The organism is Paracoccus sphaerophysae, from assembly GCF_000763805.1.
Classification (GTDB): Bacteria; Pseudomonadota; Alphaproteobacteria; order Rhodobacterales; family Rhodobacteraceae; genus Paracoccus; species Paracoccus sphaerophysae.
The window spans coordinates 39,892-63,067 of record NZ_JRKS01000012.1 but is presented as its reverse complement, the minus strand read 5'-3'; the positions used below and the strand labels follow the sequence as shown (position 1 = coordinate 63,067).

The following is a 23,176-nucleotide window of genomic DNA, read 5'->3' as shown; positions in this document are numbered from 1 at the left end:
CAGCGCATCGGTGTCGGCCAGCACCAGGCCGGGGCGGCGTCCGGCGCCGTCTCCGCGGCGGTGGCAGGGGCGGTGGCGTCAGCGGCTGCGGTGTCGGGGGCTGCGGTTTCAGGGGCTGCGGTGTCGGGGGCCGCGGCCCCGTCAGCGGCGGGCTCGGCAGCCGGGGCCGGCATGGCGGCGGGCTGGCCCATGTCCAGCTGGACCGGAACGCGCATCTGCTGGGGATCGGCGGACATGTCGCCCACATAGGCATAGACGGCCAGTCCGACGAAGCCTGCCAGCAGCAGCAAGATGATGACGCGCAGCAGGCGCATGGTTCCCGTATCCTCTTCTGAAAGCGCCGCGGATCGCCGGGCTCATCTGGTCAGGCGCAGGTCTAGCCTGTCGCCGGCCAGGGGGAAAGCCGCGCGACGCCGGGCCGCGGGTTTTTACCCGATTTAACTGTGGCGTTCCGGCGCCGATCGGGCCATCAGCATGGCCGACGCATCGGGCAAGGGGGCGGCGCAAGTGAGACGCAACATCGTGCTGATCGGCATGATGGGGGCCGGCAAGTCGGCCGTGGGGGCCGAGCTGTCCCGCAGGCTCGGCGTGCCGTTGCGCGACACCGATGCCGAGATCGTCCGCGCCGCCGCGATGAGCATCCCCGAAATCTTCGCCCGCGACGGCGAGGCGTTCTTTCGCGCCCGCGAATCCGAGGTGCTGGCCCGCGTCCTGCGCGGCGACCCGGCGGTCATCTCGACCGGCGGCGGGGCGTGGATGAGCGCCGGGAACCGCGACCTCGTCGCCGCCTCGGCGGTGTCGGTCTGGCTGAACGTGCCGCTGCCAGTGCTGTGGCAGCGGGTGCGCCAGCGCCCGACCCGGCCGCTGCTGCAGACGCCCGACCCGCGCGGTACGCTGGAACGGCTGCTGGCCGACCGCGCGCCGTCCTATGCGCTGGCCGAGATCGTGGTGCCGGTCGACGGCCATGCCTCGGTCGAGGAAACCGCCACCCGGGTGCTGGAGGCGATCCGCGCCCGCCGTCCCGACATCCTGGAGCCTGCATGATCCGCACCGTTCCCGTCGCGCTGGGCGACCGCTCGTACGAGGTCCGCATCGGCCCCGGCCTGATCGACCAGGCCGGCGCCCAGATCGCGCCGCTGCTGTCGCGCCCGCGGGCAGCGATCCTGACCGACGAGACGGTGGCCCGGCGGCATCTGCCGCGGCTGCTGGCGGCGCTGAAGGCGGCGGGGATCGAGGCGACCTCGCTGGCGCTGCCTGCCGGCGAGGCGACCAAGTCCTGGGATCATCTCGGTCGCGCCGTCGAGTGGCTGCTGGCCGAGCGGATCGAGCGGCGCGACATCGTCATCGCGCTGGGCGGGGGCGTGATCGGCGATCTGGCCGGCTTCGCCGCGGCGATCCTGCGCCGCGGGGTGCGGTTCGTGCAGATGCCCACCACGCTGCTGGCGCAGGTGGACAGCTCGGTCGGCGGCAAGACCGGCATCAACTCGCCGCACGGCAAGAACCTGATCGGCGCCTTCCACCAGCCCGGCCTGGTGCTGGCCGACACCGATGCGCTGGCCACGCTGCCCGACCGGGATTTCCGCGCCGGCTATGGCGAGGTGGTGAAATACGGCCTGCTGGGCGATGCTGGGTTCTTTGCGTGGCTCGAGGAACACGGCCCGCGGCTGCGGACCGACCCCGCGGCGCTGCTGCACGCGGTCGCCCATTCCGTCGCCATGAAGGCCGGCATCGTGGAACGCGACGAGACCGAGCAGGGCGAGCGCGCGCTGCTGAACCTGGGTCACACCTTCGGCCACGCGCTGGAAAGCGCCACCGGCTATTCGGCCCGGCTGCTGCACGGCGAGGGGGTGGCGATCGGCTGCGCGCTGGCGTTCGATCTGTCGGCGCGGCTGGGGCTGTGCGCGCAAGAGGACCCCTCGCGCGTCGCTGCCCACCTTGCGGCGATGGGGATGCCGTCGCGTCTGTCGGACATCGCCGGCAGCCTGCCCGACGACGCCGGCCTGATTGCGCTGATGGGGCAGGACAAGAAGGTCGTGGACGGCCGGCTGCGGCTGATCCTCGCGCACGGGATCGGTCGGGCCTTCGTCGCCGACGACGTGGCGCCCACGGCCATCGCCGCGACCCTGGCCGCGGCGCGCTAAGCGGGTTTACCGCGCGTTAAGCATCGGGCAGTAAAGCTGCCGAGGATTCTACCGAAGGAGCCGCATCATGGCAGGCAGCGTCAACAAGGTCATTCTGGTCGGCAACCTGGGCCAGGACCCGGAAATCCGCACCTTCCAGAACGGCGGCAAGATCGCCAACCTGCGGATCGCCACGTCCGAACAGTGGAAGGACCGCAATTCCGGCGAACGGCGCGAGCGCACCGAGTGGCACACGGTGGTGATCCATTCCGAACCGCTGGTGCGGGTGGCCGAACAGTACCTGAAGAAGGGCTCCAAGGTCTATGTCGAGGGCCAGCTGGAAACCCGCAAATGGCAGGACCAGTCCGGCAACGACCGCTATTCGACCGAGGTCGCCCTGCGGCCGTTCCGCAGCGAGCTGCACATGCTCGACGGCCGGTCCGGCGGCGGCGGCGGCGGTGGCGGTGGCGGCTATGGCGGCGGCGGCGGTCAGGGCGGCGGCGGGCGCAGCTATGACGAGGGCTACAGTGACTATGATCGCGGCGGTTCCTCGGGCGGCGGCGCGAGCGGCGGTCAGGGCGTCGGGCAGGGTGGCGGCCGCGGCGGGGCGGAATTCGACGACGAAATTCCGTTCTGATAACAATTGTCTGAGATTCTGATCGGCGAAACTCCGCCGATCAGCAGTCGACGCGGAACCTGTGATCGCCCGGCGTATGGCGGATCGGCGCTTTTGCGGTATCGTTCCGATCAAAACGATAACACGGCGAGGGCGAGAATATGCGTGCAGTGATGGCCAGCCTGGTGGGCGGAGCGAAGGTTGCGGTTCTGGTCGTGGCAGGGCTTGCGGTCGCAGCGCCCGCGCAGGCGGACGGGCTTCGGCTTGGCGGCGCCTCGTCGAAATCCCGCGCCTCGCAATTCGCCCGCCAGACCCAGCTGATGGATTCGCGCCTGGCGGCCCAGTACCAGCGGTCGCAGCGGCTGCGGCCGGGGTCGGGGCAGGTCAAGACCGTGACCATCATCGACCTGGACGGGCGGGCCTCGACCTCGGGCCGCGGCATCCCGCGCTATACCGGCAACCAGCGCAGCAAGTATCTGCCCCATGCCCGGGCGGTCGCCCGCAAGCATGGTGTCCCCGAGGACCTGTTCCTGCGGCTCGTGCAGCAGGAATCCGGCTGGAACGCCGGGGCGCGGTCGCACAAGGGCGCGACGGGGCTGGCGCAACTGATGCCGGGCACCGCCGCCAAGCTGGGCGTGAACCCGCATGACCCGGTGCAGAACTTGGAAGGCGGCGCGCGCTATCTGCGGATGATGTACAACACCTTCGGCGACTGGCGGCTGGCGCTGGCGGCGTATAACGCCGGTCCCGGCGCGGTGGCCAAGTATCGCGGCGTGCCCCCCTATCGCGAAACCCGCAACTACGTGCGGATCATCGTCGGCGGCTGAAGGCCCCCGCGATCGGTATTCCGGCGATGCCCGCCCCCGCCTGACCGGCCGGGGCGGGCATTTCGCTTGGCGCGCGCGATCGCCCGTGGCAGCATCGTCCCCGACACAGCCAGGGAGGACGTGATGAGCAAGCGCGCCGTGATCGCCGTCGATATCCAGAACGACTATTTCGACCAGGGGAGATTCCCGCTGATCGGGATGGATCAGGCCGCCGCCAACGCCCGCCGGGTGATCGAGGCGGCGCGGGCCGGCGGCGACATGGTCGTCCATGTCCGCCACGAATTCACCGACCCGGCGATGCCGTTCTTCAACCCCGGCACCGAGGGCGTGCGCATCCACGACACGGTGGCGCCGGCCGAGGGCGAGCCGGTGGTGACCAAGAACCACGTCAACGCATTCCGCGACACGAACCTCAAGGAAACGCTGGACGCCGCGGGGGTGGACGAGGTGGTGATCGTGGGCGCGATGAGCCACATGTGCATCGACGCGGCGACGCGGGCGGCCTCGGATCTGGGCTACAAGACCACGGTGATCCACGACGCCTGCGCGACCCGCGACCTGGAATTCGGCGGCAAGACCGTGCCCGCCGATCAGGTCCACGCGGCGATGATGTCGGGGCTAGCCTTCGGCTATGCCGATGTCGTCGGCACCGAGGACTGGGTCGGCCGCGACTGACCCCACAGCGCGCCGCGGTCAGCCCGCGGCGAGCATCTCGGCCACCTGCGGCGCGTAATAGGTCAGGATGCCGTCGCAGCCGGCGCGGCGGAAGCTCAGCAGGCTTTCCAGCACCACCTCGCGCTTGAGCCAGCCGGCCCGGATCGCGCCTTCCAGCATCGCGTATTCGCCGCTGACCTGATAGGCATAGGTCGGCGCGCCGAACTGGTCCTTCACCTCGCGGCAGATGTCCAGATAGGGCATCCCCGGCTTGACCATCACCATGTCGGCGCCCTCGGCCAGGTCGCGGGCGACGCAGCGCAGCGCCTCGTCACGGTTGGCGGGGTTGATCTGATAGGTCTTCTTGTCGCCGACCAGCCGCCCCGAGGCGCCGACCGCATCGCGAAACGGCCCGTAGAACCCCGAGGCATATTTCGCCGCATAGCTGAGGATCGCCACGTCCTTGTGGCCTGCCGATTCCAGCGCCCCACGCAAAGCGCCGATCCGCCCGTCCATCATGTCCGAGGGCCCGAGGATGTCCGCCCCCGCCTCGGCCTGCGCCAGCGCCATGCGGACCAGCGCCTCGACCGTCTCGTCGTTGACGATCACCCCGTCGCGGACGAACCCGTCATGGCCGTTGATGTTGTAGGGGTCCAGCGCGATGTCGGTCATCACCGCCAGGCCGGGCGCGACCTCCTTGATGGCGCGGATGGCGCGGTTGCCGATATTCTCGGGGTCCCAGGCGCGGGCGCAATCCTCGGTCTTCAGGTCGGGGTCCGAATGCGGAAAGATGCAGATCGCCGGGATGCCCAGGGACGCGGCCCGCTCGGCGGCACGGCGGGCGCCGTCCAGCGTCAGGCGGTGGACGCCCGGCATCGAGGGGATTTCGCCCTCGCCCCCCGCCACCTCGGTCACGAAGATCGGCCAGATCAGGTTTTCGACCGACACGTGGCGTTCCGCGGTCAGCGCGCGCAGCGCCGGGGTGCGGCGCAGGCGGCGCAGGCGGGTCGCGGGAAACGGGGCGATGATCGGGGTGGCGGGCATGGCGGTTCCTCGGGCTGGCAGGGCGCGGCGAGACTGGCACCGGCCCCGCCCGCACGCAACCGCCGAACGCAGCGCGGCCGGCCTGCCTTGCCCCCGGCGCATGGCTGACTAGGATGCCGGCCTGCCCCGCGCGCAAGGATCAGCAAAGCCATGCACGGACTGCTCGACGTTCTGGACAGCCGGTCGTTTTCGTCGCTGTGGTACTGGCTGCTGCTGACCGTCACCTGGACCTGGGTGGGCCGCGGCGCGCTGGGCATCCCATCGGACCTGGTCCGCGCCGTTCATCGCCGTGCTGTCGAGGGGGCGGGCCAGGGACCTGCACCGGACTCGCTGCTGCTGCTCGACTGGGTGTCGCTGGTCACGCCGCGCTGGCAGGTCAGCGACCGCGACGGCACGGTGCTGACGGCGGTGGCGGCGTTCGTCGTCTCGGCGCTGGCCTGGCTCGGCTTTGCCTATGGGCGTGAACTGGCGCAGGCGATGGTCCTGCTGGTGGCGCCGCTGCTGGTGCTGGTCGTGCTGCGGATCCGCCTCGCCACCCGGCTGCGGGCGACGCTGGCCGAGGCCGAGGCGGGACGCATCACCCCCGATCTCGCCGCTGCCGACATGGCGCGCCAGATCACCCGCCACATGCGGCTGACGATGGCGCTGTCGATGCTGGCGGTCGGGGGGGCCGCGCTGTGGGGGACGGCGTGGCTGGCCACTCACCCGCTGGGGATCTGAGCCGCGGCTGCGCCTTGACATCCGCCCGCGGCGCGATACCTGACCGGTCATGGCCGACACCCTGATCCTCTCTGGCGCGCCCGAAGGGCTCGACGCGGCACTGATCGCGCGCGAGGCGGCCCGCGGCGCCCCCAACCCAAAGCCCGTCATCCACATCGCCCGTGACGACCGGCGCATGGCCGCGATGCGCGCCGCGCTGGGGTTCTTTGCGCCGACCCTCGCGGTGCTGGAATTTCCCGCCTGGGACACGACGCCCTATGACCGTGTCTCGCCCTCGGGCGAGGTCATGGCGCAGCGGCTGCAGGTGCTGGCGGCGCTCGCCACCGGCACCATCAAGCCGCCCTTCGTGCTTCTGACCACGGTGAACGCCGCGCTGCAGCGGGTCCCGGCGGCCGACACCGTGCGCGCCGCCAGCTTCGTCGCCCGCAAGGGCGAGCGGCTGGACGAGGCGCAGTTGCGCGGCTTTCTGGCCCGGATGGGGTTTTCGCAGGCGCCCACGGTCAGCGAGCCGGGGGATTACGCGATCCGCGGCGGGATCATCGACATCTATCCTCCGGGCGGGGTGGGGCCGGTGCGGCTGGACCTGTTCGGGGACGTGCTGGACGGGATCCGCGGCTTTGACCCCGACACCCAGCGCAGCCTGGCGGCGATGGACCGGGTCGAGATCGCGCCGATGTCCGAGGTGATCCTCGACGAGGCGGCGATCACCCGCTTTCGCCAGAACTACCGCGCCGAATATGGCGGCGGCGCCAGCGATCCGCTGTACGAGGCGGTCAGCGCCGGCCAGAAGGTCGCGGGGATGGAACACTGGCTGCCGTGGTTTCACGACCGGCTGGACAGCCTGTTCGACTATCTGCCCGCGGCCGCGGTGGTGCTGGACGACCATCTGGACCAGCACCGCGAGGCCCGCAGCGCCACTATCGCCGAACAATACGACGCCCGGCGCGAGGCGATGGCCCGCAAGGGCGGCGGCGACAGCGTCTATCGTCCGGTCGCCCCCGCGGCGCTGTTCGCCGACGAGGCGGAGTGGGCGTGCTGGCTGGCGGCGCATCGCGTCATCCGGCTGGCGACGCTGGCCCGCCCTCCGGGGCCGGGGGTGCTGGACGCGGGCGGCCATGCCGGGCGCAGCTTCGCGCCCGAACGCCAGGCCGAGAAGGCCGATCTGTTCGCCGCGCTCGCCGCCCATGTCCGCGACCTGCAGAAAACCCGGCGCGTGGTGGTGGCGAGCTTTTCCGAAGGCGCGCGCGAGCGGCTGACCGGGCTCCTGGCCGACGAGGGGCTGACGGGTCTGCCCATCGACGACATCCGCGGGCTGCCCGAGGACAAGGGCGCGCTGGGGCTGGCTGTCTGGCCGCTGGACGAAGGTTTCGTCAGCGACGGCCAGGCGACCGGGCCGCTGGCGGTGATCTCGGAACAGGATGTGCTGGGCGACCGGCTGATCCGCGGCGCGCGCAAGCGGCGGCGGGCGCAGAACTTCCTCAAGGACACGCAAAGCCTCACGCCGGGCGATCTGGTCGTCCATGTCGAACACGGTATCGGGCGCTATACCGGGCTGGAGACGATCCGCGCGCTGGGGGTGCCGCATGACTGCGTGGCGCTGGAATATGCCGGCGGCGACCGGCTGTACCTGCCGGTCGAGAACATCGAGCTGCTGACCCGCTACGGCCACGAGGACGGGTTGCTTGACCGGCTGGGCGGCGGGGCGTGGCAGGCCCGCAAGGCGCGGCTCAAGGAACGCATCCGCCAGATCGCCGACCGGCTGATGCGGGTCGCGGCCGAACGGATGCTGCGCGCCGCCCCCGTGCTGGAGCCCGAGCACCACGAGTGGGAGGCCTTCGCGGCCCGCTTTCCCTGGACCGAGACCGACGACCAGGCCGCCGCCATCGCCGACGTGGCCGAGGATCTGGCCGCGGGCCGCCCGATGGACCGGCTGATCGTCGGCGACGTGGGCTTCGGAAAGACCGAGGTCGCCATGCGCGCGGCGTTCCTCGCCGCGTCGCAGGGGAAGCAGGTGGCGGTGGTGGCGCCCACGACGCTGCTGGCACGCCAGCATTTCCGCAGCTTTGCGGAGCGTTTCCGCGGCACGGCGATCAACGTCCGTCCGCTGTCGCGCTTCGTTTCGGCCCGGGATGCGGCGGAAACCCGGGCCGGGCTGGCCGACGGGTCGGTCGATATTGTCGTCGGCACCCACGCGGTGCTGGCCAAGCAGGTCCGGTTCAAGGATCTGGGCCTGCTGGTGATCGACGAAGAGCAGCATTTCGGCGTCGCCCACAAGGAGCGGCTGAAGGAGCTGCGTTCGGACATTCATGTCCTGACCCTGACCGCGACGCCGATCCCGCGGACCCTGCAGCTGTCGCTGACCGGGGTGCGCGACCTGTCGATCATCGGCACGCCCCCGGTCGACCGGCTGGCGATCCGCACCTATGTGTCGGAATTCGACAGCGTGACAATCCGCGAGGCGCTGCTGCGCGAGAAATACCGCGGCGGGCAGTCGTTCCTGATCGTGCCGCGGCTGGCGGACCTGCCGGATGTCGAGGACTGGCTGCAGCAGCACGTCCCCGAGGTCAGCGTGATCGTGGCGCATGGGCAGTTGGCGGCGGGCGATCTGGATCAGCGGATGAACGCCTTTTACGACGGCAGCCATGACGTGCTGCTGGCGACCTCGATCGTGGAAAGCGGGCTGGATATCCCGCGCGCGAACACGATGGTGGTCTGGCGCGCCGACATGTTCGGGCTGGCGCAACTGTACCAGATCCGCGGCCGTGTCGGGCGGTCCAAGACCCGCGCCTATTGCTATCTGACGACCAAGCCGCGGGTGCCGCTGACCCCCCAGGCGATCCGGCGGCTCAAGTTCCTGGGGTCGATCGATTCGCTGGGGGCGGGGTTCAACCTCGCCTCGCAGGACCTGGACCTGCGCGGGGCGGGCAACCTGCTGGGCGAGGAACAATCCGGCCATATCAAGGAGGTCGGGTTCGAACTGTACCAGGCGATGCTGGAGGAGACCATCGCCAAGCTGAAATCCGGCGAGCTGGAGGGCACGCCCGACGACGAATGGGCGCCGACGCTGAACCTCGGGGTGCCGGTGACGATCCCGGAAAGCTACGTCCCCGATCTGGACGTGCGGCTGGAGCTGTACCGGCGGCTGGCGCAGCTGACCACCAAGGTTGAGCTGGAAGGTTTTGCGGCCGAGCTGATCGACCGCTTCGGCCCGCTGCCGCGTGAGGTCAACACGTTGATGCTGGTGATCCGCATCAAGGCGATGGCCAAGCGCGCCAACATTGCCTCGCTGGTGGCCGGCCCCAAGGGGGCGACGGTGCAGTTCCACCAGGACAAGTTCCCGAACCCGGCCGGGCTGGTCGAGTTCATGACCGAACAGAAGGGCGCCGCCCGCATCGTCGACAACAAGCTGGTCGTCAGCCGCCCCTGGAGCACCGACGCCGAACGCATCAAGGGCGCCTTCGCGGTGGCGAAGGACCTGGCGGCGAAGTTGAAGGCCGCGCCGCCCGCAGCCGCCGGGCCGGCGCGAGATGTGGCCGCGCCGGCGAAGGCGCCGCTGCGTCCTGCGGCAAAGGCCGGGGGCCGCCGACCGGCCTGAGGCACGGCGAGAGGTGTCCTCGCTGTTGGCGGGTGGCGGGCGGACAGGCGGCGGCGCGGCGCCGCGCGAGGCCAGCGCCTACTCCGCCCCCGCCCGCATCCGGTTGGCGGCGTTAGTCATCGCCGACAGCCGCGCGTGGATCAGCCCGTGGAAGGTGGTCAGCTGGGTCATGATCGCCGCCAGGCCGCCGTCCGAGTTCCGCAGTCGGCCGCTTTCAACCTCGCCCAGGATGCGGATCTGGTCGAGGCCCGACATCAGCCGCTTGATGTGTTCGGCTTCCTTGCCGACCCGGATCACGGTGCCCGTCATCTTGCCGCTGCACGCCACCGCCTCGTTTCGGAAGAGCTGCAGGCTATGGGACAGCGACGCCCGTTCCGCCGCGCTGTCCACGCCGGGCAGCGTCTCTTCGGCGGCGAACTGCTGTGCGGCGTTGCCGAGGATCGCCGCCGCAGCCTCGAAGAACAGCGCCCGGTTCACCATGGCCACCCCGGTATCGGGACCGTGGGCCGCCGTTCCGGACGGACGGGCGGTCACGTCCCCCATCCGCTGGTGCAGGCGTCCCATCAGCTCGGACGCCGCCCGCTTGTAGCTGTCGGAAATCGCGCTGACCGGCCCGCCGGACGGTTCCAGCCGCGAGGCGAGGATGCGCATGTTCGTCGGGATCAGATACAGCTTCTTGAGCGTCGCCAGCAGGTCGCGCTGGGTAGTGTCCAGCCGCTGCATCTCTGCCCGCAGCTGGCGCAGACGATTGACCGGGCAATTCGGCGCGCCTTTCTCGGCGGCGATGTCGGCCAGCGCCGTGGCCATGAAGTTGTCGAGCGAGCCATGGCTGCTGTCTTCCAGCCGCGCCCGCAGCAGCGCGGCGGATTCGGCCGGCGAGGCGCCGGCGGCCTCGTCGGCCAGAAGCCCTGCATACAGCGCCCGCGCGTGGTCGAAACATTCGCCCTGCGGCTTGGCACTCACGGACAGGTACCCCTCGTCGATCGGGGCAACGATCGCGCAGGTCCAGTAATACGAGCCGTCCGCCGCGAGGTTCTTGACGAAGGCCGAAAACGGTTTGCCGTCCTGCAGCGTCTGCCACAGCAGGTAGAAGACGCCGCGCGGAACGTCGGGGTGGCGCAGGATCTTGTGCGGCGCACCCAGCATCTTGTCGACGTCATAGCCGCTGAGCTGGACGAAATACCGGTTCGCGCTGAGAATGACGCCCCGGCGATCGGTGCGCGTGTAGATATATTTCCCCGCGTCGAAGACGCGTTCCTGATCGAGGATTCGTTCCGGTCTCATTCCCGCCTCCGACGCGCACAACCACGGACGGTATAGCTGCGCCGGATTAAGAAACCGTTCTCACCCAGGGATCACTGGAAGAACTTTTCCAGACAGCTTCGCGTCATGCCGAACGCGACCCCGCCCGAGGTCTGGGCCACGGTGCCGCACCAGCGCCCGTCGGTGGCGAACAGCGACTTGGTCCCGCGTGCCGGGCGATAGGCGACGCGGCGGCCCGACGAGGTGAACAGGTTCAGCGTTCCGCCATTGGTCGTGTAGTAGCCCACGGGTTCGCCATCGGCCCAGATCGCGCGGCCGCCATCCGGGCCGTTCGCCGGATTGTCAGGCGCATTTGACCGAATTCCCGACCCGTTGCCCGGCGCCCCCGACGAATTGCCGGCTGCAGAGGGCGAATTCGACATCCGGGACGGCTGGTTCGCCGGCGCCCCTGGCCCCAGATCGAAGGGCATTTGTGAGGGATCGACGATGAACAGCGGGGCGTCGGCGACGGCCACCCCCGGCAGGATCGCCCCGGGCAGCAGCAGGGCCAGGGCGACAGGCCGAATCATACCATCCGCTCCTGTTCCTTGGCGGCGCGGATGAAATCGGCGAACAGCGGCGCGGGCGCGAAGGGCTTGGATTTCAGTTCGGGATGGGACTGGACGCCGATGAACCACGGATGGCCCTCGATCTCGACCGCCTCGGGCAGCCGGCCGTCGGGGGACATGCCCGAAAAGATCAGCCCGCAGCCTTCCAGCTGGTCGCGGTAGCGCGCGTCCACCTCATAGCGGTGGCGGTGGCGGTCCTCGATCTCGGTGGCGCCGTCATAGACCTGGCTGATTCGCGACCCCGGCGTCAGCACCGCGGTATAGGCGCCCAGCCGCATCGTGCCGCCCTTGTCGTCCGACAGCTTGCGTTCGACCTTGTGGTTGCCCTGCACCCATTCCTTGAGGTGATAGACGACCGGGGTGAACCGCTCGGCGCCGGCCTCGTGGTCGAACTCCTCGGAGCCCGCGTCCGGGATGCCGGCGAGGTTGCGGGCCGCCTCGATCACCGCCATCTGCATCCCCAGACAGATGCCCAGATAGGGCACCTTGCGCTCGCGCGCATAGCGGGCGGCGGCGACCATCCCTTCGGTGCCGCGTTCGCCAAAGCCGCCGGGCACGAGGATGCCGTGATAGCCGTCCAGCAGGTGGATGCCGTCCTCGGCCTCGATGTCCTCGGCCGCGATCCATTCCGGACGCACCCGCACGCGGTTGGCCATGCCGCCGTGGGTCAGCGCCTCGGAGATGGATTTGTAGGCATCCTCGAGCTGCGTGTACTTGCCGACGATGGCGATGCGGACCTCGCCCTCGGCATGGGTTAGACGGTCCATCACGTCTTCCCAACGGCGCATGTCGGGCTTGGGTGCGGGGCTGATCTGGAAGGCGTCCAGCACCGCGCGGTCCAGCCCGGCGCGGTGATAGGCGATCGGCGCCTCGTAGATCGACTTGAGATCATAGGCAGGGATCACGGAATCCGGCCGCACGTTGCAGAACAGGGCGATCTTGGCGCGCTCGCGGTCCGGAATCGGGTGTTCGGACCTGCAGACCAGCACGTCGGGCTGCAACCCGATGGTCCGCAGCTCCTTGACCGAGTGCTGGGTCGGCTTGGTCTTCAACTCGCCCGAGGCCGCCAGCCACGGCAGCAGCGTCAGGTGCATGAGAATGCACTGGCCGCGCGGGCGGTCCTGCATGAACTGGCGGATCGCCTCGAAGAAGGGCAGGCCCTCGATGTCGCCGACGGTGCCGCCGATCTCGCACAGCATGAAATCGACCTCGGATTCGCCAATCGCGAGGAAGTCCTTGATCTCGTTGGTGACGTGCGGGATCACCTGGATCGTCTTGCCCAGGTATTCGCCGCGGCGTTCCTTTTCCAGCACGTTGGAATAGATGCGCCCGGCGCTGACCGTGTCGGTGCGCCGCGCCGAGACGCCGGTGAAGCGTTCGTAATGGCCGAGGTCCAGATCGGTTTCGGCGCCGTCGTCGGTGACGAAGACCTCGCCATGCTCGAAGGGCGACATCGTGCCGGGATCGACGTTCAGATAGGGGTCGAGCTTGCGCAGCCGCACCGTATAGCCGCGCGCCTGCAGCAGCGCGCCGAGCGCCGCCGAGGCGAGCCCCTTGCCGAGAGAGGAGACCACGCCGCCGGTGATGAAGATGTAACGCGCCATGAAACTCCCGCGATGTTCAGCGTTGCGGGCCGCGCGTAAGACACGACCATCACGGGAGTCGACCTATAGCCGATTCTCCGCCAAGCCGCAACGGGACCGCGATGTGTGGTAGGGACGGGGCCGTGCGACCCCAACGGGTTGTGAGATCAGTTCGACACCGGCGCGGCGGTGATCGGAACGGTCGTGGTGGTGACCGTGCCGCCGGTGGCCGCGCCGGTCTGCGGGGCAGGGGCCGGAGTTGCGGGCTGGGCCGGCACCGGGGCCGTCGCCGTGGCAGGAGCCGGGGCGGGTGCAGGAGCCGTGGCGGGTTCCGCGGCCGGGGCCGCCGTTCCCGACGCAGGCGCCAGCGTGGCCGCGGCGGCCGGCGCCGTGTCCGCGGCAGGCGCAGTCGCGCCCGGCGGCAGGACCGGCTGACCGACGCCCGGAGGCGGCGAATAGCTGGGCAGCGTCGGCAGGTTCGAGGCCGGCGCCTGGCTTGCCGGCGCGGGTCCGCCGAGGCGGTCGACCACCGAGCCGCCGGCCGAATTGCGCGCCGCGATGACCGTCAGCGCGACCGAGGTGATGAGGAAGCCGGTGGCCAGCAGCCAGGTCGCGCGGGACAGCGCGTTGGCGGCCTGGCGGCCGGTCATCACGCCGCCGCCCCCGCCGCCGAGGCCCAGCCCGCCGCCTTCGGACCGCTGCAGCAGCACCACGCCGATCAGCAGCAGGGCGAGGATGAGATGCACGGTCAGAACGACGTTTTCCACTTGGCTTCGGCCTTATGTTTCGGATCGCGCCTATCTAGGCAGCGGGCCGGGGGAAGGCAAGCGCCCGCGCCTCAGCCCAGCGCGGCCAGCGCCCGGGTCAGATCGAGCGCGCCGTCATACAGCGCGCGGCCGGAAATCGCGCCGGCGATCACGCCGGTATCGCGCAGCGCGATCAGGTCGCGCAGCGACGACACCCCGCCCGAGGCGATGACCGGGATCGAGACGGCGCGGGCCAGCGCCTCGGTCGCGGCGACGTTCGGGCCCCCCATGGCGCCGTCGCGGTCGATGTCGGTATAGATGATCGCGGCGACGCCGGCGTCCTGGAACCGGCGGGCGAGGTCGGTCGCGGTGATCTCGGTTTCCTCGGCCCAGCCGCGGGTGGCGACGCGGCCGCCGCGGGCGTCGATGCCGACGGCGATGCGGCCGGGGAAGGCGCGGGCGGCCTCGTGGACCAAGTCGGCGCTCTCGACCGCGACGGTGCCGAGGATGACTCGGCGGACGCCGCGGTCCAGCCAGCCCGCAATGGTCGCCATGTCGCGGATGCCGCCGCCCAGCTGCACGGGGACACTGACGGTGTCGAGGATCGCCTCGACCGCGGCGGCGTTGACCGGCTGCCCGGCGAAGGCGCCGTTGAGGTCGACCAGATGCAGCCACGCGGCCCCGGCATCCTGAAACGCCTTGGCCTGCGCTGCCGGATCGGTGCCGAACACCGTCGCCGCCTGCATGTCGCCGCGCAGCAGCCGCACGCAGGCCCCGTCCTTGAGGTCGATGGCGGGATAGAGGATCATCGGGGGCTCCGTCCGTCAGTGTCGCGCGTCCCTTGCCACAGCGGGGCACGGGGGAAAAGACCGCGACCCGACGTCATGCTTGCCGGAATCGCATCCGCGGACGTCAATTCCGGTCAGGGAGAAGTCAGGGAGGACACCCATGAAAGCCATCGCGCTTGCCGCCGCACTCGCACTGTCGGGCACCGCCGCCTTTGCCGCCGACCCGATCGAGGGGCTGTGGCAGACCCAGGCCGACGAGGGCTCCAGCGCCTTCGTCCAGGTCGGCCCCTGCGGCGGAGCGTTCTGCGGCACCATCGTCAAGACCTTCAAGGGCAAGGACGAATACAAGTCGCCCAACCTGGGCAAGCAGATCGTCATCGGCATGACGCCCGCCGGCGACGGCGCCTACAAGGGCAAGGTTCTGCGCCCGGCCGACAACAAGATCTATAATGGCAAGGCGCAGGTCAGCGGCAAGTCGATGAAGCTGTCCGGCTGCGTGGCCGGCGGCCTGATCTGCAAGACGCAGACCTGGACCAGGCTGAAGTAAGCCGGGGCTCTGCCCCGGACCCCGGGATATTTGGACAAAGAAGAAGCCGCGGGCGCGTTCCGCGGCTTTTCTACACCACGATGCCCGCGCCCTGGTCGACCGGCGCGGCATGGGCGCGGAACGCGGCGAACAGCTCGCGGCCCAGCCCCTCGGCATTGCCGGAGAGGTCGGCGGTCACGGGCTCGCGGGCGGCGAAGTCGGGCTCGAGACAGTCGAGGCTGCCCTTCACCGCGTCCAGCCGCACCAGGTCGCCATCGCGCAGCCGGGCGAGCGGGCCGCCGGTCGCCGCCTCGGGCGAGACGTGGATCGCCGCCGGCACCTTGCCCGAGGCGCCCGACATCCGCCCGTCGGTCACCAGCGCCACCCGCACGCCGCGATCCAGCAGGACCGACAGGATCGGGGTCAGGGAGTGCAGTTCGGGCATGCCGTTGGCGCGGGGGCCCTGGAAGCGGACGACGACGATGGTGTCGTCGGTGAACTCGCCGGCCTGGAAGGCGGCCTTGACGGCGTTCTGGTCGTGGAAGACCCGGGCCCGCGCCTCGATTACGTGCAGCTCGGGCTTGACCGCGGAAGCCTTGATGACCGCGCGCCCGAGATTGCCGGCCAGCATGTGCAGCCCGCCGGTCGCCGCGAACGGGTCCGCGGCGGGGCGCAGGATGCGGTCGTTGAGGCTTTCGCCCGGGCCCTCCACCCAGGTCAGGGCGCCCTCGGCCAGCCGCGGCTCGGCCGTGTAGCGGTCCAGCCCCTCGCCGGCGACGGTGCGCACGTCCGGGTGCAGCAGGCCCGCCTCGAGCAGCTGCCCGATCAGGAAGCCCAGCCCGCCGGCGGCGTGGAAGTGGTTCACGTCCGCCAGCCCGTTCGGATAGACCCGCGCCATCAGCGGCACCGCCTGGCTGATGTCGTGGAAATCCTGCAGGTCGAGGTCGATCCCGGCCGCCCGCGCCATCGCCGGCAGGTGGATGACGAGGTTGGTCGAGCCGCCCGTCGCCATCAGCCCGACCAGCCCGTTGACGAAGGCGCGCTCGTCGAGGATCGCGCTGACCGGGGTGTAGTCGTTGCCGAGCCGGGTGATCTGGGCGGCGCGGGCCACGCCGGCCACCGTCAGGGCCTCGCGCAGGGGGGTGTTGGGGTTGACGAAACTCGAGCCGGGCAGTTGCAGGCCCATGAACTCCATCAGCATCTGGTTGGTGTTCGCGGTGCCGTAGAAGGTGCAGGTGCCCGGCGCGTGATAGGAGGCCATCTCGGCCGCCATCAGCTTGTCGCGGCCGATCTTGCCGGCGGCGAAGTCCTGACGCACCTTGGCTTTCTCGTCGTTCGGCAGGCCCGAGGGCATCGGCCCGGCAGGCAGGAAGACGGCCGGGACATGGCCGAAGGTCGCCGCCGCGATCACCAGCCCCGGCACGATCTTGTCGCAGATGCCCAGACAGACCGCGGCGTCGAAGACGTCGTGGCTCATCGCGACTCCGGCGGCGAGCGCGATGACGTCGCGGGAAAACAGCGACAGCTCCATCCCGGCGCGGCCCTGGGTGACGCCGTCGCACATGGCGGGCACGCCCCCGGCGACCTGGGCGGTGGCGCCCGCCGCATGGGCCGCGCGGCGGATGAGATCGGGAAAGCGCTCATAGGGCTGATGGGCGGAGAGCATGTCGTTATAGGCGGTGACGATGCCCAGATTGGGGCGCGCGGTCATCGCCAGGTCGGCCTTGTCCTCCATCGCTGCATAGGCGTGGGCCTGGTTCCCGCAGGACAGATGCGCGCGGCGGGGACCGTCCTCGCCGGCGCGGGCGATCTTGGACAGATACCCGGTACGGCGCGGATGCGATCGTTCGCGGATGCGGTCGGTGACGCGGTCGATGACGGGATGCAGGGCCATGCGAGTGCTCCGGCTAGAGGGGCGGCCGTTTTTCGGGATTTAGCGCGTTAGCGTTAACGGTGCAACGGTGGGGCGGCGGAGGCAGTCGGGAGGCACCAAGCGGAATTCGTCCATTGCATTCTGTGAATATTCTGCTTCGATGCGGGGGGAGGGCGCTGGGAACGCTCGCACGCGTCGGTGCGACCGCATCCGCCCGTCCACTGGCGGCGGGGCCGCAGGCGTCGCAGCGCGCCGCTGGTCATGGGGAGATCTTGGGATGAAGATCAGTCGCCGATTCATGCTGCTTGCCGGCGCCTGTGCCGCGACGGCGGGCCTGCCGTTCCGGCCCGGACGGGCCTGGGCCATCACGACGCTGACGATGGGCGATTTCCAGATCGACAGCCTGTCGGACGGGCATCTCGAGTTGCCGGTGGGTCCGCTTCTCGAGCGGGTGCCCGAGGCGGAACGGGCAGAGTTGCTCAAGCTGGCGGATCTGCCGGCGGACGGAGTGATGAGAAGCCCGCTGAACGTCACGCTGCTGCGCACTCCGGACCGGACGATCCTGTTCGACGTCGGGTCCGGTCCCGACTTCGTGCCGACGGCGGGGCGGCTCGCCGAGGCGCTGGCGGCGATGAACGTTGCCCCGGAGGATGTCACCGACGTCGTCTTTACCCATGCCCATCCCGATCACCTGTGGGGGCTGCTGGACGAATTCGACGAGCCGCTGTTCGTCAACGCTGCGCTGCATATGGGCGCGGACGAGTTCGCATACTGGACCGACCCCGCGACCGTCGACTCGATCAGCGAGGCGTGGCAGTCCTTTGCCGTGGGCGCGAGCCGCCGCCTGGACGCGGTAGCCAACAAGATCAACCACTTCGCGGATGGCGCCGAGGTCCTGCCCGGCGTCCGGGCGGTGATGACGCCCGGCCACACGCCGGGGCACATGTCGTTTGCCGTCGGCACCCCGGACCAGGGCATCTTCGTCACCGGAGATTTCGTGACGTCGCCGATGGGTTTCCTGCAGCCGGATGTCGGCACCGCGACCGACAGCGACCCAGAGCTTGCCGCCGCAACCCGCAAGGCCAACCTGGCGCGGCTTGCCGACGAGGGTTGGACGATCCTCGGCTATCACCTTCCCGAGGGTGGCACCGGCCGGGTCGAGCGTCAGGGCGAGACCTTCCGCTTCGTCGCCAGCGACTGAGGCCGCCTCATCCGATCACGACGCCGCGCGCATCGCCCGGCCGGCCGCCGACAGGATCTGGGTGGCGATCTCGGGCAGCGGCACGAGCCGGTCGACGGCGCCGCTTTCCCAGGCGACGCGCGGCATCCCCCAGACCACCGAGGTCGCCTCGTCCTGCGCCAGGCAGATCGCGCGGGCCCGGCGCATTGCCAGCATCCCGTCGGCGCCGTCACGACCCATGCCGGTCAGCATGACCGCGATCGCCTTGTCGCCCAGCTGGGCGCCGGTTTCGAACAGGTAATCCACCGAGGGCCGATGCCCGTTGCGCTTGTCGGCATCGACCAGATGGCAGACCGGCGCGCGCGGCGACGAGATCGCCAGGTGGGTGTCACCCCCCGGCGCGAGATAGACGTTGCCCGGCAGCAGCGGCGCCCCGGTCGAGGCAAGCTGGATCGTCGGCCGGATCCGGGTGTTCAGCCGCTGGGCGAAGCTGGTCAGAAAGCCCGCCGGCATGTGCTGGGTGATGACGGTCGGCGGGCAGTTCGAGGGATATTCCGAAAGGATGCGTTCCAGCGCATCGACGCCCCCGGTCGAGGACCCGATCAAAACGAAGCGGCCGTTCCAGATGAAGCCGGTGGGCGGCGGTGTCCCGGCCGGGCGTTGGTGACCCGCCGGGCGCGGGGCGATGAGGGCGGTCGAGGCCGCCACGACCAGGTCCGGCAGCATGGCGAAATCGGCAGCCGCGGCGGCGTTGACGGGCTTGCCCACGCATTCGACCGCGCCCATCGACAGCGCCTCGAGCGCGGCGGCGGTACCGTGATGTGTCTCGGTAGAGACCATGATGACCGGCATCGGCCGAACCGCCATCAGCCGTTCGAGAAAATCCAGCCCCGACTGTCCCGGCATTTCCACGTCAAGGGTCAGGACGTCGGGCCGCAACTCGCCCAGACGCTCGCGCGCCTGCTGGGCGTCGCGGGCCTCGCCCACCACGTCGATCCGGGGGTCCCCTGACAGCGCCAGCCGGATCAGGCGGCGCATGGTCATCGAATCGTCGATGATAAGAACGCGGACCGGGCGCATCTCAGCGCCCCCCACGCGGCATGGCAGTTGTCATCCGGAAACCCCGTTGATTCGCTGTCTGGCCCCCAAACTGGCAGAAACCACTGAATAAGCGGTTAAACCCACCACTGCCCGGTCAGCGCGAGCCTCAGCAGCGCGGCGCGGCGCCGGAACTCCGAGGGCGGCGCAGGATCGCGGCCCTCTTGCGCGGCAGCGAGGACCGCGCGCGGGGCGGCGCCTGCAAACAGCACCGGCGCGGCCGCGGCGGGAACCTCGCGCCGCGCGGCCCTGGCCACGGCAAAGGCGCGGGCCGCGCTGTCAGCCAATGCCCGCAAGGCCGCCGCATCGGGGCGCGCCAGTCCCAGCCCCAGCGCCTGCAGCGCCGGGCGCGCCCGCAGCCAGGCGGTCAGCGCCGCGGCGCGGCCTTGCGCCAGCACCGCCGGGCCCTCCGCCCCCGCCGCCCGTGCCGCGAGCTGCATCAGCGCCCCGCCGGTGGCATCAGCATAGGCCACGACCTCGAGCGGATCGGTGAACGGCTTGCGCGCGGCGTCATGGCGGCGGGCCTCGGCCAGCCCCGTCATTCCGGCGGCCTCGGGCCCCCATGCCGCCCACAACGGCGTCAGCAGTTCATGCGGCGGCGGGGTGCCGTCCGCGAAGGCCTGCAGCCGGTCCACCCACCATTGCACCCGGATTTCCGCGACCATCGGATCGCGGGCCGACAGCGCCGTGCGCGCCAGCTCGGCGTTCAGCGCATACAGCGTCACCAGTCGGCTCCGCGCCGCAGCGGGGGCGAGCAGCGCCATCGCCAGCCGGTCGGGGTCGTCGCGCCTGAGCCGGTCGATCAGCGGCGCGAGGTCGCTCATGCCGCGCCGTCGCGGATCAGCTTCCAGCGGATCGCGTCGACCAGCGCCTCGAAACTCGCATCGACGATGTTCGGAGACACCCCGACCGTCGACCACGCCGCCCCCCGGTCATCGGCGGAATCGATCGTCACCCGGGTCACCGCGTCCGTGCCCGTGCCGATGATCCGCACCCGGAAATCGGTCAGCGCCATGCCGTCGATCGAGGCCTGCCACGGCCCCAGGTCCTTGGCCAGCGCCCGCCACAGCGCATTGACCGGCCCGGCATCCTCGCCGCTGCCGCCGGAATCGCTGACCGACATCACCCGTTGATCACCGATGCGGACGACGACCACAGCCTCGCTGACCGAGATCCGGTGCCCGCGGGCGTTCATCCGGCGCTCGACGGTGACGCGGTAGCGTTCGACCTCGAAGAACCGCGGCAGCTGGTCCAGCTCGGCGCGGGCCAGCAGCTCGAAGGACGCCTGCGCCGAATCATAGGCGTAGCCCTGGTCCTCGCGCTCCTTGACCACCGCCAGGATGCGGGCCAGCGCCGGATCGCCGGGCGCGACGGCGATGCCCGCGCCGGCCAGCCGGGCGCGCAGGTTCGACTGGCCCGCCTGGTTCGACATCGGGATGACGCGTTCGTTGCCGACCGTGGCGGGATCGACATGCTCATAGGTCTGCGGCGCCTTGAGGATCGCGCTGGCATGCAGCCCCGCCTTGTGGGCAAAGGCCGAGGCGCCGACATAGGGCGCGGCGCGGTCGGGGACGCGGTTCAGGATCTCGTCCAGCCGGCGCGAGATCCGGGTCAGATCGGCCAGCGCCCCGTGCCCGACCCCGGTCCGCAGGGTCGAGGCGTAGGGCTCCTTGAGCAGCAGCGTCGGGATCAGCGTCGTGAGGCTGGCGTTGCCGCAGCGCTCGCCGAGGCCGTTCAGCGTCCCCTGCACCTGCCGCGCCCCGGCCGCGACCGCGGCCAGAGAGCCCGCGACGGCGTTGCCGGTGTCGTCGTGGCAATGGATGCCCAGCCGGTCGCCGGGGATGCCGGCGGCGATGACCGCGGCCGTGACCGCGCCGATGCGGTCGGGCAGGGTGCCGCCATTGGTGTCGCACAGCACGATCCAGCGGGCGCCGGCATCGCGGGCGGCACAGAGGCAGTCCAGCGCATAGCCCGGGTTCGCCGCGTAGCCGTCGAAGAAATGCTCGGCGTCGAAGATCGCCTCGCGGCCCTGCGCCACGACATGGGCGACCGAGGCGGCGATGCTGTCGAGGTTCTCGTCGAGGCTGACGCCCAGCGCCTCGCGCACATGATAGTCGTGGGTCTTGCCGACCAGACAGACGGCGGGCGTGCGCGCATCCAGCACCGCGGCCAGCACGTCGTCGTTTCCGGCCGACCGGCCCGCGCGCCGGGTCATGCCGAAGGCGGTCATGGTGGCGCGGGTCTGCGGGGCGGCGGCGAAAAAATCCGAATCGGTCGGGTTCGCCCCGGGCCAGCCGCCCTCGATGTAATCGACCCCCAGCGCGTCAAGCATCTGCGCGATCTCGACCTTTTCGGCGGCGGTGAACTGGACCCCCTGGGTCTGCTGGCCGTCGCGGAGGGTGGTGTCGTAGAGGGAGAGGGTGGACCGGGTCACGCGTTGTACCTCGTCTCGATCGCCTTAAGCCCCGCGATGTTGTCCTGCCCCCACGAAGATGCGTCTGCCGGACGCAAGAAATCTGCTGCCGTACCGGAGGGTGTGGCGCGAAACCGGACACCGAACGTCTCGACGTCTGACTTGAGCGCGTCGGCGCGCACAAAGTCCTTCTGCTTTCGCAATGTCGCCCAGACTTTGAGAAGTCTTTCAACCGCGGCGGTCAATTCGGGGGCGCGGGCAATCGGATCATCCCACGCTGATGTGTCGGTCTGCAGCAGTCCCAGCAGCCGCGCGGACGCAATGAAGTCCGCCTGCTGTCTTTCCGAAATGGTCTGGTTGGCTGTCAGTTCGTTGGAAAGCTTATGAAGCCGTGCCAAAGCGGCAGGGGTGTTCAGATCGTCGCACAAGAGCTCGATCATCTCGGCATCGGCCGTGCCTCCATCTGCAAGCATCCCGACGACTGCGTGCCAACGGGCAAGATGGCCTTTTGCCTCGCGAACCTTCTCCGCCGTCCAGTCCATCGGCTTCCTGTAATGCGTCATCAGGAACACATACCGGATCACCTCGCCCGGTATCCCCTGGTCCAGCAAATCCCGCACGGTGAAGAAATTGCCCAGCGACTTGGACATCTTCTTTCCCTCCACCTGCAGCATCTCGTTATGCAGCCAGACCTTGGCGAACTCTGCTTGCGGGTGGGCGCAGCAGCTTTGTGCGATCTCGTTCTCGTGGTGGGGGAATTGCAGGTCGATGCCGCCGGCGTGGATGTCGAAGCTGTCGCCCAGCAGGGCGGCCGACATGGCCGAGCACTCGATGTGCCAGCCCGGGCGGCCGCGACCCCAGGGGCTGTCCCAGCCGGGCTCGGCGGCGCTCGAGGGCTTCCACAGCACGAAATCCATCGGGTCGCGCTTGAAGGGCGCCACCTCGACCCGCGCCCCGGCGATCATGTCGTCGACCGACCGCCCCGACAGCCTGCCATAGGCCGGGAAGGACCGGACGTCGAACAGCACGTGCCCCTCGGCCGCATAGGCGTGGCCCTTGGCGATCAGCTCCGCGATCATCGCGATCATCTGGGGGATATAGTCCGTCGCCCGCGGCTCGGCCGCGTCCGAGACGACGCCGCGGATCGACGGCCGCAGCGCCCCGAGCGCGTCCATGTCGGCGTGGTACCAGCCGATCGTCTCGGCGGTGCGGTCGCGGATCAGCTCTTCCAGGCTGCGCGGGTCGCCGGCCTGCTGGCGGGCGAGGGCGGCGGCGTTGATCTTGTCGTCCACGTCGGTGAAGTTGCGGACATAGGTGACGTTTTCCGCCCCGTATTCGTGCCGCAGCAGGCGGTAGAGGACGTCGAAGACCACCACCGGCCGGGCGTTGCCCAGATGCGCGCGGTCATAGACGGTGGGGCCGCACAGATACATCCGCACGTCCTGCGGGTCCAGCGGAACGAAGGGTTCCCTGGTCCGGGTGCGGGTGTTGGTCAGCTTGATCTCGACCATGATTTCCCCCT

At 70.1% G+C, this 23,176-nt stretch carries 21 protein-coding genes; 9 read left to right on the top strand and 12 right to left on the bottom strand.

Annotated elements, in window-relative coordinates; all coding sequences use genetic code 11:
- Nucleotides 1-314 (bottom strand): hypothetical protein (locus IC63_RS05875; protein WP_036717863.1); only part of this gene is annotated, 314 nt, incomplete at its 3' end.
- Nucleotides 315-474: 160 nt separating this feature from the next.
- Here IC63_RS05875 and IC63_RS05870 point away from each other — a divergent pair.
- From IC63_RS05870 to IC63_RS05850, 5 genes are all read left to right on the top strand, one after another.
- Nucleotides 475-1,044, top strand: a complete 570-nt coding sequence (locus IC63_RS05870; protein ID WP_198026261.1) for a shikimate kinase — start codon at nucleotides 475-477, stop codon at nucleotides 1,042-1,044.
- The gene (aroB, locus tag IC63_RS05865) at nucleotides 1,041-2,141 is read left to right on the top strand and encodes a 3-dehydroquinate synthase (RefSeq protein WP_036717860.1); all 1,101 of its coding nucleotides are present in this window, start codon (nucleotides 1,041-1,043) and stop codon (nucleotides 2,139-2,141) included. Before IC63_RS05870 ends, aroB begins: the two co-directional genes overlap by 4 nt.
- 67 nt (nucleotides 2,142-2,208) lie before the next feature.
- Complete coding sequence (gene ssb, locus IC63_RS05860; protein ID WP_036717857.1) at nucleotides 2,209-2,757, top strand: single-stranded DNA-binding protein; 549 nt, start codon at nucleotides 2,209-2,211, stop codon at nucleotides 2,755-2,757.
- 152 nt (nucleotides 2,758-2,909) lie between these two features.
- Complete coding sequence (locus IC63_RS05855; protein WP_036717855.1) at nucleotides 2,910-3,563, top strand: lytic transglycosylase domain-containing protein; 654 nt, start codon at nucleotides 2,910-2,912, stop codon at nucleotides 3,561-3,563.
- Nucleotides 3,564-3,686: 123 nt separating this feature from the next.
- Nucleotides 3,687-4,238, top strand: a complete 552-nt coding sequence (locus IC63_RS05850) for a cysteine hydrolase family protein (RefSeq protein ID WP_036717910.1) — start codon at nucleotides 3,687-3,689, stop codon at nucleotides 4,236-4,238.
- 18 nt (nucleotides 4,239-4,256) lie between these two features.
- Here the strand turns inward: IC63_RS05850 and hemB are convergent, their stop codons facing one another.
- Complete coding sequence (hemB, locus tag IC63_RS05845) at nucleotides 4,257-5,261, bottom strand: porphobilinogen synthase (RefSeq protein ID WP_036717852.1); 1,005 nt, start codon at nucleotides 5,259-5,261, stop codon at nucleotides 4,257-4,259.
- Nucleotides 5,262-5,411: 150 nt separating this feature from the next.
- Here hemB and IC63_RS05840 point away from each other — a divergent pair, with 150 nt between their 5' ends.
- Nucleotides 5,412-5,981, top strand: a complete 570-nt coding sequence (locus IC63_RS05840; protein WP_036717849.1) for a hypothetical protein — start codon at nucleotides 5,412-5,414, stop codon at nucleotides 5,979-5,981.
- A gap of 49 nt (nucleotides 5,982-6,030) precedes the next feature.
- A complete protein-coding gene (gene mfd / locus IC63_RS05835; RefSeq protein ID WP_084115524.1) occupies nucleotides 6,031-9,576 on the top strand; it encodes a transcription-repair coupling factor in 3,546 nt (1,181 codons plus the stop codon).
- A gap of 78 nt (nucleotides 9,577-9,654) precedes the next feature.
- On the opposite strand, the gene IC63_RS05830 is transcribed toward mfd, so the two are convergent.
- The 5 genes from IC63_RS05830 to hisA form a co-directional block, all read right to left on the bottom strand.
- Nucleotides 9,655-10,860, bottom strand: coding sequence for a PAS domain-containing protein (locus IC63_RS05830; protein WP_036717846.1), 1,206 nt, complete (start codon nucleotides 10,858-10,860; stop codon nucleotides 9,655-9,657).
- Between the two features lie 71 nt (nucleotides 10,861-10,931).
- Nucleotides 10,932-11,408 carry a hypothetical protein gene (locus IC63_RS05825; RefSeq protein WP_052041916.1) on the bottom strand — a complete coding sequence of 159 codons (477 nt, stop codon included), beginning with the start codon at nucleotides 11,406-11,408 and terminating at the stop codon, nucleotides 10,932-10,934.
- Nucleotides 11,405-13,051 (bottom strand): CTP synthase, encoded by a 1,647-nt coding sequence (locus IC63_RS05820; RefSeq protein ID WP_036717843.1) that lies wholly within the window; start codon nucleotides 13,049-13,051, stop codon nucleotides 11,405-11,407. Before IC63_RS05820 ends, IC63_RS05825 begins: the two co-directional genes overlap by 4 nt.
- 146 nt (nucleotides 13,052-13,197) lie before the next feature.
- A complete protein-coding gene (gene secG, locus IC63_RS05815; RefSeq protein ID WP_084115522.1) occupies nucleotides 13,198-13,797 on the bottom strand; it encodes a preprotein translocase subunit SecG in 600 nt (199 codons plus the stop codon).
- A gap of 71 nt (nucleotides 13,798-13,868) precedes the next feature.
- Entirely contained in the window at nucleotides 13,869-14,585 is a 717-nt protein-coding gene (gene hisA, locus IC63_RS05810; protein WP_036717841.1) for a 1-(5-phosphoribosyl)-5-[(5-phosphoribosylamino)methylideneamino]imidazole-4-carboxamide isomerase, read from the bottom strand.
- A gap of 139 nt (nucleotides 14,586-14,724) precedes the next feature.
- On the opposite strand from hisA, the gene IC63_RS05805 reads away from it, so the two are divergent.
- Nucleotides 14,725-15,111, top strand: coding sequence for a DUF2147 domain-containing protein (locus IC63_RS05805; protein WP_036717838.1), 387 nt, complete (start codon nucleotides 14,725-14,727; stop codon nucleotides 15,109-15,111).
- 70 nt (nucleotides 15,112-15,181) lie between these two features.
- Here IC63_RS05805 and edd read toward each other — a convergent pair whose 3' ends face one another.
- The gene (edd, locus tag IC63_RS05800) at nucleotides 15,182-16,984 is read right to left on the bottom strand and encodes a phosphogluconate dehydratase (RefSeq protein ID WP_036717835.1); all 1,803 of its coding nucleotides are present in this window, start codon (nucleotides 16,982-16,984) and stop codon (nucleotides 15,182-15,184) included.
- A gap of 256 nt (nucleotides 16,985-17,240) precedes the next feature.
- Between edd and IC63_RS05795 the strand changes: the two genes are divergently transcribed.
- Complete coding sequence (locus IC63_RS05795) at nucleotides 17,241-18,164, top strand: MBL fold metallo-hydrolase (RefSeq protein WP_036717832.1); 924 nt, start codon at nucleotides 17,241-17,243, stop codon at nucleotides 18,162-18,164.
- Between the two features lie 15 nt (nucleotides 18,165-18,179).
- Here the strand turns inward: IC63_RS05795 and IC63_RS05790 are convergent, their stop codons facing one another.
- The 4 genes from IC63_RS05790 to cysS form a co-directional block, all read right to left on the bottom strand.
- Nucleotides 18,180-19,223, bottom strand: coding sequence for a protein-glutamate methylesterase/protein-glutamine glutaminase (locus IC63_RS05790; protein WP_036717829.1), 1,044 nt, complete (start codon nucleotides 19,221-19,223; stop codon nucleotides 18,180-18,182).
- Nucleotides 19,224-19,318: 95 nt separating this feature from the next.
- Complete coding sequence (locus tag IC63_RS05785; RefSeq protein ID WP_036717827.1) at nucleotides 19,319-20,065, bottom strand: squalene/phytoene synthase family protein; 747 nt, start codon at nucleotides 20,063-20,065, stop codon at nucleotides 19,319-19,321.
- Nucleotides 20,062-21,675: a citramalate synthase gene (cimA, locus tag IC63_RS05780; protein WP_036717824.1), complete on the bottom strand. Its 1,614-nt coding sequence runs from the start codon at nucleotides 21,673-21,675 to the stop codon at nucleotides 20,062-20,064. Before cimA ends, IC63_RS05785 begins: the two co-directional genes overlap by 4 nt.
- On the bottom strand, nucleotides 21,672-23,165 hold the full coding sequence (gene cysS / locus IC63_RS05775; protein WP_084115520.1) for a cysteine--tRNA ligase: 1,494 nt from the start codon (nucleotides 23,163-23,165) through the stop codon (nucleotides 21,672-21,674). The genes cimA and cysS overlap by 4 nt, the downstream gene beginning before the upstream one ends.
- Between the last annotated feature and the right edge of the window lie 11 nt (nucleotides 23,166-23,176).